7 protein-coding genes are annotated in these 6550 nt (G+C 34.6%); all 7 read right to left on the bottom strand.

What is annotated here, in order from left to right:
- Window positions 1-194 (bottom strand): hypothetical protein (locus tag Q0075_RS01600; RefSeq protein WP_297867993.1); only part of this gene is annotated, 194 nt, incomplete at its 3' end.
- The gene (locus Q0075_RS01595) at window positions 172-753 is read right to left on the bottom strand and encodes a hypothetical protein (RefSeq protein ID WP_297867992.1); all 582 of its coding nucleotides are present in this window, start codon (window positions 751-753) and stop codon (window positions 172-174) included. The genes Q0075_RS01595 and Q0075_RS01600, both read right to left, overlap by 23 nt.
- Window positions 753-2117, bottom strand: a complete 1365-nt coding sequence (locus Q0075_RS01590; RefSeq protein WP_297867991.1) for a phospholipase D-like domain-containing protein — start codon at window positions 2115-2117, stop codon at window positions 753-755. The genes Q0075_RS01595 and Q0075_RS01590 overlap by 1 nt, the downstream gene beginning before the upstream one ends.
- Before the next feature lies 1 nt (window position 2118).
- Complete coding sequence (locus Q0075_RS01585) at window positions 2119-3129, bottom strand: WD40 repeat domain-containing protein (protein ID WP_297867990.1); 1011 nt, start codon at window positions 3127-3129, stop codon at window positions 2119-2121.
- Window positions 3119-3952 (bottom strand): TIR domain-containing protein, encoded by an 834-nt coding sequence (locus Q0075_RS01580; protein ID WP_297867989.1) that lies wholly within the window; start codon window positions 3950-3952, stop codon window positions 3119-3121. The genes Q0075_RS01585 and Q0075_RS01580 overlap by 11 nt, the downstream gene beginning before the upstream one ends.
- On the bottom strand, window positions 3952-4164 hold the full coding sequence (locus tag Q0075_RS01575) for a hypothetical protein (RefSeq protein WP_297867988.1): 213 nt from the start codon (window positions 4162-4164) through the stop codon (window positions 3952-3954). The genes Q0075_RS01580 and Q0075_RS01575 overlap by 1 nt, the downstream gene beginning before the upstream one ends.
- A 173-nt stretch (window positions 4165-4337) precedes the next feature.
- Entirely contained in the window at window positions 4338-6041 is a 1704-nt protein-coding gene (locus Q0075_RS01570) for a DUF262 domain-containing HNH endonuclease family protein (protein WP_297867987.1), read from the bottom strand.
- Window positions 6042-6550: the final 509 nt, after the last annotated feature.

Below are 6550 nucleotides of genomic sequence, written 5' to 3'. Positions count from 1 at the left end.
CTTTGTGAAATAAGAGTTTTTAGAAGAAATGAGAGTTTTTTCACAGCCTGACGTTTTGGCGCTTGGCGCAGTGGCGGATTTCGGAGCGCAAAACTGTCAATACACCACAAAAGTTGATGCGAGGTAGAATGTTCAATTAACCACTTCACCCGCCATTGAGCCAAACGCCTGTTATAAGCCGTTTTTATTTTCATTATATTCTTCCCAGCTCTTCTTTTTACCAATTTCTTCATTTCGATTATCGATTGTGTCAAACCATTGAAAAAAGTCATAATTCATTGTGATTTCCGCTTTTTCTTTTTCATTGATATGACAAACTATGCCTTGAACGTCTTTCAATTTACTTAGTTTCTTTAGCGGATTTATGGTTTCCACCTTAATGTCAGCACACCATAAAAATCTTGTGTCGTTTATAATAAAATTTAAAATATCACGAGGAACATTGACAATATATTCATTAAAAGGGAAATCTGAACCCCAAACCCATTTTGCAAAACCTATAAGATATTCTTCACTTGATCGCTCTCTATCCATAGCAGGACATTCAATATCACAGTCACGTAAATTCCATTTAATATGTTTGTCATAGTTAAAACAGTAATTCGATAGAAGGATAATTTTCCAATTCAATTCTAAATTATCCCACCACTCCTTTTTGGATATAGCCAAGATTTTATCAGTTAACTTGAGAGATACTTCTAATCTCTGTACAGAAGGCAAATTATTGACTTTTATAATTTTGTTACCGTCCATTAAGCTTCAATTTCAAGTTGTAATTCTTCGAGTTCTCGCTGTAATTTCTCTTTTGTCCTTTGGAAATAGTCGTCCCAGTCTTCAATGCTAATTATTGTCTTAAATGTTTCACTTTCCTTTATGGTAATAATTTCAGTTTCAAGAATTTTAATCTGTCTTTTTAGTTTAGCAATTGCTGCTTTTAATAGGTCTTTTTCTTGAACAGTCTCAGATTTTGTTTTGAAGAAATTTCCTTTTTCAAGGTCATCAAGTATCTCAGAAACCTTTTTCAAGTCATTTGCATCATAAGCTTGTTTCAGCTCAATAAAAATTCTTTGGGCTGCTTCCTTAAATTCATCCGCTACTTTGTCGGGATGACATAAAACTGTGGCTTTCCTAAATTTCTTTTTGAGTTCTAATTTTTGCTCGTCTGTTAATTCAAAGATTTCCTTTTCCTTTTCGGTGTCGACCTGTTCACGATATTGCCTTTCGTCATTTTCAGCTTCCTCATATTTTGTTTTGTCTGATTTGAATTTCAGTTTACGTAATTTCAAAATATCAAGTAGAATGTCGCCTAATTCAATTGTGTGGCGATGTTGAAATTCAGAAAGTAGTTTTTCAAGTTCTATCTTTTCATTGTCATACCCGTTAAGTTGGTTTTCTAAATTCTTAATTTCAAGTTTTAGTGCTGCAATTTCGGGGTCTGTCCAGATTGAAAGTTGCTGATTTTTTGAAATGAAATTTTGAATTTTATTTATTGCTGAACCAAATTCTTCTTTCTTAATATCTTCAATAATATCTTGTAAGTCAGAGTTGAAATCGTATTCCTTAAGTTTTGAACTTTCCTTGTTTAATTCTTCAATATCTTCAAGAAGTATATAGTTTTTGAGAATTTCTAACCGTTTAATGATTTTGTTTAATGGAAAAACAATCTCTTCATTTATAGCATCAGGATAATATTGTCTGCGAATATTATTGAATTCAGAAATAAACTGCTCGGCTAATGTTGTGTCATTACTTGTAATGATTACGTTCTCAAAATTGCTTTCTGCTTTATAGCTCCAGTTGTATGACCCTGTGATTACGGTACTATAATCAATGACACAAAATTTATTATGCATTAATTCGGTATTACCGTTGCCTATTTTATAAACTTTTGATTTGTCAGTAAGTAACTGTTCGAAATCAATAGATGAATTAAGGTTTATTTTGTCGTTGGAAATAATGAGAGAAACGGTGCAACCGCTTCTTGCTTTATTTACTAATTCATTAAAAAGATTTTTATTGGTAAACCAAGCAACTGCAATAAAAACAGATTTTTGTGCTTTACTTATTTCTTGCTGAATTCTTTCAGCTATATTGTCAAATACTGCTTCTGTTTGCATATTATACCCAACATTTTAAAAGTTTATCTGAACAACCTGACATTAAATATTTGCCATCATTGCTGAATTTTATTGCGTTTATACGACCTTTATGGGCTTGGCAGGAATTGATTAACTCTTGTTCTGAAAAAAACCAAATAAATATCTGTCCGTCCCATCCACCAGATGCCAAAAGTTTACCGTCATTTGATACACTTAAACAAGATACAAAATCAGTGTGACCCTTTAATTCTGAAACGATTTTAAAATTAGACGAATTAAATATTCTAACTATTTTATCGCCACCGCCTGATATAATATGTTTGTCATCATTAGTTAATTCCAAACATTTAATACCGCCAATATTTCCTGAATTAAACCTGTCAACTTCTTTAAAAGTTTGCAAATCCCATTTTATTATAAATGCGTCCCAACCACCACTATACAAATATTTGTCGTCACTCGTTAACTTCAAAGAATTTACAAGCCATTCGTGACCTTCCAATATATTAGCACATTGCCAACTTTCAGTTTCCCAAATTCTTATAGTTTTATCACTACTCCCGCTAAAAAGTTGTTTACCATCTTTACTAAAGGTTAGAATATTAATTTCTCTTGTATGTCCTTCAAGTTTTTGAATTATTTTCCCACTACCATTTGATGTAATGTAAATGGTCTTGCCTGATGCTATGGCTCCTGTATTTCTAACATTGTCAAAAGCAACAAATTCAAAATGTCCGTTGAATTTTATTTTATCCTTGATAGTATTGTTTTTTACATCAAACCTCGCAATGGAGCTTTCTTCATTCGTGGCTATTTGAAATTCATTATCACTAAATGCTGAAATTGCCCTTATACTTCCTATTTCTTTTATTTCATTAAACAGATTTCCTTTAAAGTGGATTCTTTCTAATTCCCTTTCTTTAAATTCACTTAAAATCTTTTTTGTTACTTCAATAGAGTTACCAACTCTTACTAAGTCAGTCGAGCCAATAGGTATTATTGAAGAATTATTTTCATTCTTATTGTCCATTCTTAAATTTAAAAAGGTCGTCAATGTTCATTGGATTTGAGCTGAACTTTTCTCCAACCGTTGTCCCGACAAATGCTGTTAATGTTACATCTTGTCCAACAAAATTTTTCATTTGGTCAAGGAAGCCTTGTTTCAAATTATACATTATTTGATATTGTTCTCCGTATTCCATTCGTTTTGGGAAACTTACTGGCGTAACTGCATCCATTAGTTGAAATGTGTCAGCCGTTCCGTGAAGTGGCTGACTAATTTTGAAGTATGGTGGTCCAAAGTATCTATAATCTTTAACTGTGTTTGTTACTGTTACTCCGATCATTATCCCTGTCATTCCATAAAACTCGCTTACTTGTAAATATGTAGAAAGATAAATCTGCCCTTTCGGTTCCTCTTTTTCTGGAACTGGAACATTTGCCTCGCTACCTAACTTCTGTAAAATTTTATTTGCCAGTTCTTCAGGCGAAATTTTGCTTATGTCAAGATAGCCAAGCGTTGAACGAATTCCGTCAAGTTCAGTTTTGTCAAATCTAACTGGCAAAATGTATTCTTCTTTGTTTTCTATGGCACGAGCAATAGCTGTTCTCACTTCGTAGTTTGTCCAAATTTTTTGTTCGTAATGGACAGAAATAAATGGCACGAAATATTTTGATTGTCGTCTGTAAACATAGTCAAAGTGGATACCTAAGTCTTTGCCCCATAAGTCAACTTCTTCAAACTTGTCATAGAATACACGAACACCTTTGTCTTTGAGTATTTGAGCAACCTTGTCAACATATTCTCTGTCTTCACCTGCAAATGATAAAGCAATGTCATATTTGTATTCCATTAGAATTTGTTTTTAAATTCAGTTAGTTCTTGGTCGTTTCTTATTGAATGAGCAGTGTCGGGTTGTGCATTTGAATATCTTCTTTCAATAACAATTACGTTACCCTTAACAATTTCTGTCTGCATAAAATTGAAAAGTTCGTTTAGGATATTTGTTAGACCATACGTGTGTAGGTCTTCAAATGTCGTTAGGTCAAATCGGATTACTTGCATATTGTTGTCTTTTTAAAATGGCTTATAACGTTTTCGGGCTTTGCGTTCGGGCGGGTTTCGGAGCACAAAACTGTCAACCATCACTGAACTTGAATAGAAGCACAAAGCTCCAAGTTTGCACTTCACCCCGCCTGACGCAAAACCCGTGTTACCTGCTGTGTTTCTGTCAGTTGTCATACGTTGTCCTTTAAAAAAGTAATAATTTTCTCTTTGCGTTTTTGAATTTCTTGCTTTGTCCAAGTCAAGTTGTCCTTAGTCATTTCTTGAATTTCTCGCTGTTGTGCCAAGTGATTATATGTTGCTCTCTTGTCGGCAAATGGGTTGTTACCAACGGAGCAGTTATGAGATTTTGAGAGTAATAAATAGTTGCCTAAACAGTCAATGTATTGTTGTTTGAACTCCTCGTCATATTCACAATAACCTGCGGCAACTGGCTTTCCGTCTGTCGGTGTCTGTGGTGCAATGTGTTCTAATTCTGGGCTATCTATTTTGTCAAAACGAGTTGGTGAATAACCGCTTTTGCCTTGCCCTTCTAAATGGTTTTCGTATTTCCAAAGAAGATATTTTGCTGTCGAGTGTGGGACTGCTGCCTGAATTGAACGTTCAAATTCTGTGTCATTCCAATATGCCCACCACCAAGAATCGCCACCAGTTTTTTTCATCCAGTCTATTCTGTCAATGATTGGTTTAATGTCGGGTTTTTCAGCGGTGAAATTTTGGAAAACATCATTTACTCTCGAAGTAATGTCTGCTCTTGTTCCAATTAAACGATGTCGTAAAACGATTGATTCGAGTTTACTGCAAAGTTGATTTATCGTATTTGTCGGCAAACCGAATTTGTAAGCCTTGATTACAAAAGGAATTGCGATTCCAATTCCTCCAAGTGTTATTAGTGAATGAATTTCTAATTGTTCTCTTTCGTCTTTGCCGAAGAATGTTGTTAGATGCTCAAAACTGATTGCTAACGAATGTGTGAATGATTTTATAAATGGAATTGGGTTTCCGTCTGAAAGTAGCTTATTGATTTTTTCAATTGCGTTTGTTTCCCAAAGTGAATTGAAATGAACTCTTAAAGTGTAAACCAAAACATCATCTTCGTTGATGTTGTATTCTATTGACGAAATAGATTTGTAGATTTTTTCAAAGCGGTTTTTGATTTCTTCAATTAGTGATTCCTTTTCTTCGCCACCGTAAAGATGAACGTTGAACATAAATTGAGCTTTGATTATTTCCAAGTTTGAAGGTTTCTTGCCTCTATTGTTTTGGAAAATAAACATCTGTATGGCTTCTGATTCGTCCTTAACCGGGTGTGTTGTGCAAGTAGCATTTTGCACTGTATTCAGCATTTTAAGCAAATAGGATTCGTCTTTGCTTTCTAATTGTGAAGTGAAGAAGTCAAAAGCGTTTACAATTCTTTTTGCTGAAGCAGTTTCAAGTCCGTTCTTGTCTTTTTTTGTTTGGTCAATAACATAATCTTTGAAAAGTTGTTTATCGTAGTCAACTGTTTCAAAACGATAGGTTGAATTTCGTTTGATAATGTCTTCAAAAATTTCCTGTTCGGTTTCTGTGAGTTTTCTAATAGAACTTAGTCGCTTGAAAAGTGCAGAAAGAAAAATTACAATTGTTGTAAGGCGTTGTTGTCCGTCAATAACGCCAAATTTTTTGTCGGGTTTTTCTTCAAATAGAAAGTGTCCGAAGTAGTAAAATGATCTTGTTGAACTTTTGTTGTAGTCCTCCAAATCCGATAAAAAAACATTAACCTGTTTTGGTGCTTTGCTTTTTTCAAATTCTGTGTCCCAAGAATATGCTCTTTGATAAGTAGGAACAAAAATTCTGTTCCCTGCTAACATTTGTTTTATTGTTGTTGATGCTTCCATTCTAAATTATTCGTGTCCTTAAAAAATCGGTGGTGGCGTAGACACCACCGATTAAATCTTTTAGAGTTTTGTCCAAGAGTGAAAAGTTGAACTTGGGCAACCCGATGTGCTTGGAGATGATTTGGTTTGAATTGTTGTGCCACACTTTTTACAACTGTAGTTCGTGTCGCCAACCTCACCCAACTTTGTCCAAGAGTGAAACGTTTTTGCCGAGCAACCAGAGGTGCTTGGGCTTGAGTCCTTCTTAATAGAAGTCCCGCAATTTTTGCATTGATACCAGCTTAATGCCATATTAAAAATTGTTTTTTGTTGTGCCTACTCTGGTCGGTTTTCGGCATCCCCGTTTGTCCGCTAATATAGAATGTCAGTCCGTCAAAACGTGTCGTTGTCTTGTATGGTCGTCTTTCTAACATAGCAGGTAACGTTTTGCGGCTTGGCGAAGGTGGCGATTTTTACCACAAATGTTGATGCGGAGAACCAAACTTTGATTAACCACAAATGTGTCTGCG

This window comes from uncultured Flavobacterium sp., from assembly GCF_937967675.1.
In the GTDB taxonomy this organism is placed as follows: domain Bacteria; phylum Bacteroidota; class Bacteroidia; order Flavobacteriales; family Flavobacteriaceae; genus Flavobacterium.
This window is presented reverse-complemented; position numbering and strand designations above follow the sequence as displayed.

What these genes read in the sequence shown, in the direction of transcription:
- Q0075_RS01595 (WP_297867992.1), bottom strand. Translation starts at nt 753, where the DNA reads ATGGACGGTAACAAAATTATAAAAGTCAATAATTTGCCTTCTGTACAG.
- Q0075_RS01590 (WP_297867991.1), bottom strand. Translation starts at nt 2,117, where the DNA reads ATGCAAACAGAAGCAGTATTTGACAATATAGCTGAAAGAATTCAGCAA.
- Q0075_RS01585 (WP_297867990.1), bottom strand. Translation starts at nt 3,129, where the DNA reads ATGGACAATAAGAATGAAAATAATTCTTCAATAATACCTATTGGCTCG.
- Q0075_RS01580 (WP_297867989.1), bottom strand. Translation starts at nt 3,952, where the DNA reads ATGGAATACAAATATGACATTGCTTTATCATTTGCAGGTGAAGACAGA.
- Q0075_RS01575 (WP_297867988.1), bottom strand. Translation starts at nt 4,164, where the DNA reads ATGCAAGTAATCCGATTTGACCTAACGACATTTGAAGACCTACACACG.
- Q0075_RS01570 (WP_297867987.1), bottom strand. Translation starts at nt 6,041, where the DNA reads ATGGAAGCATCAACAACAATAAAACAAATGTTAGCAGGGAACAGAATT.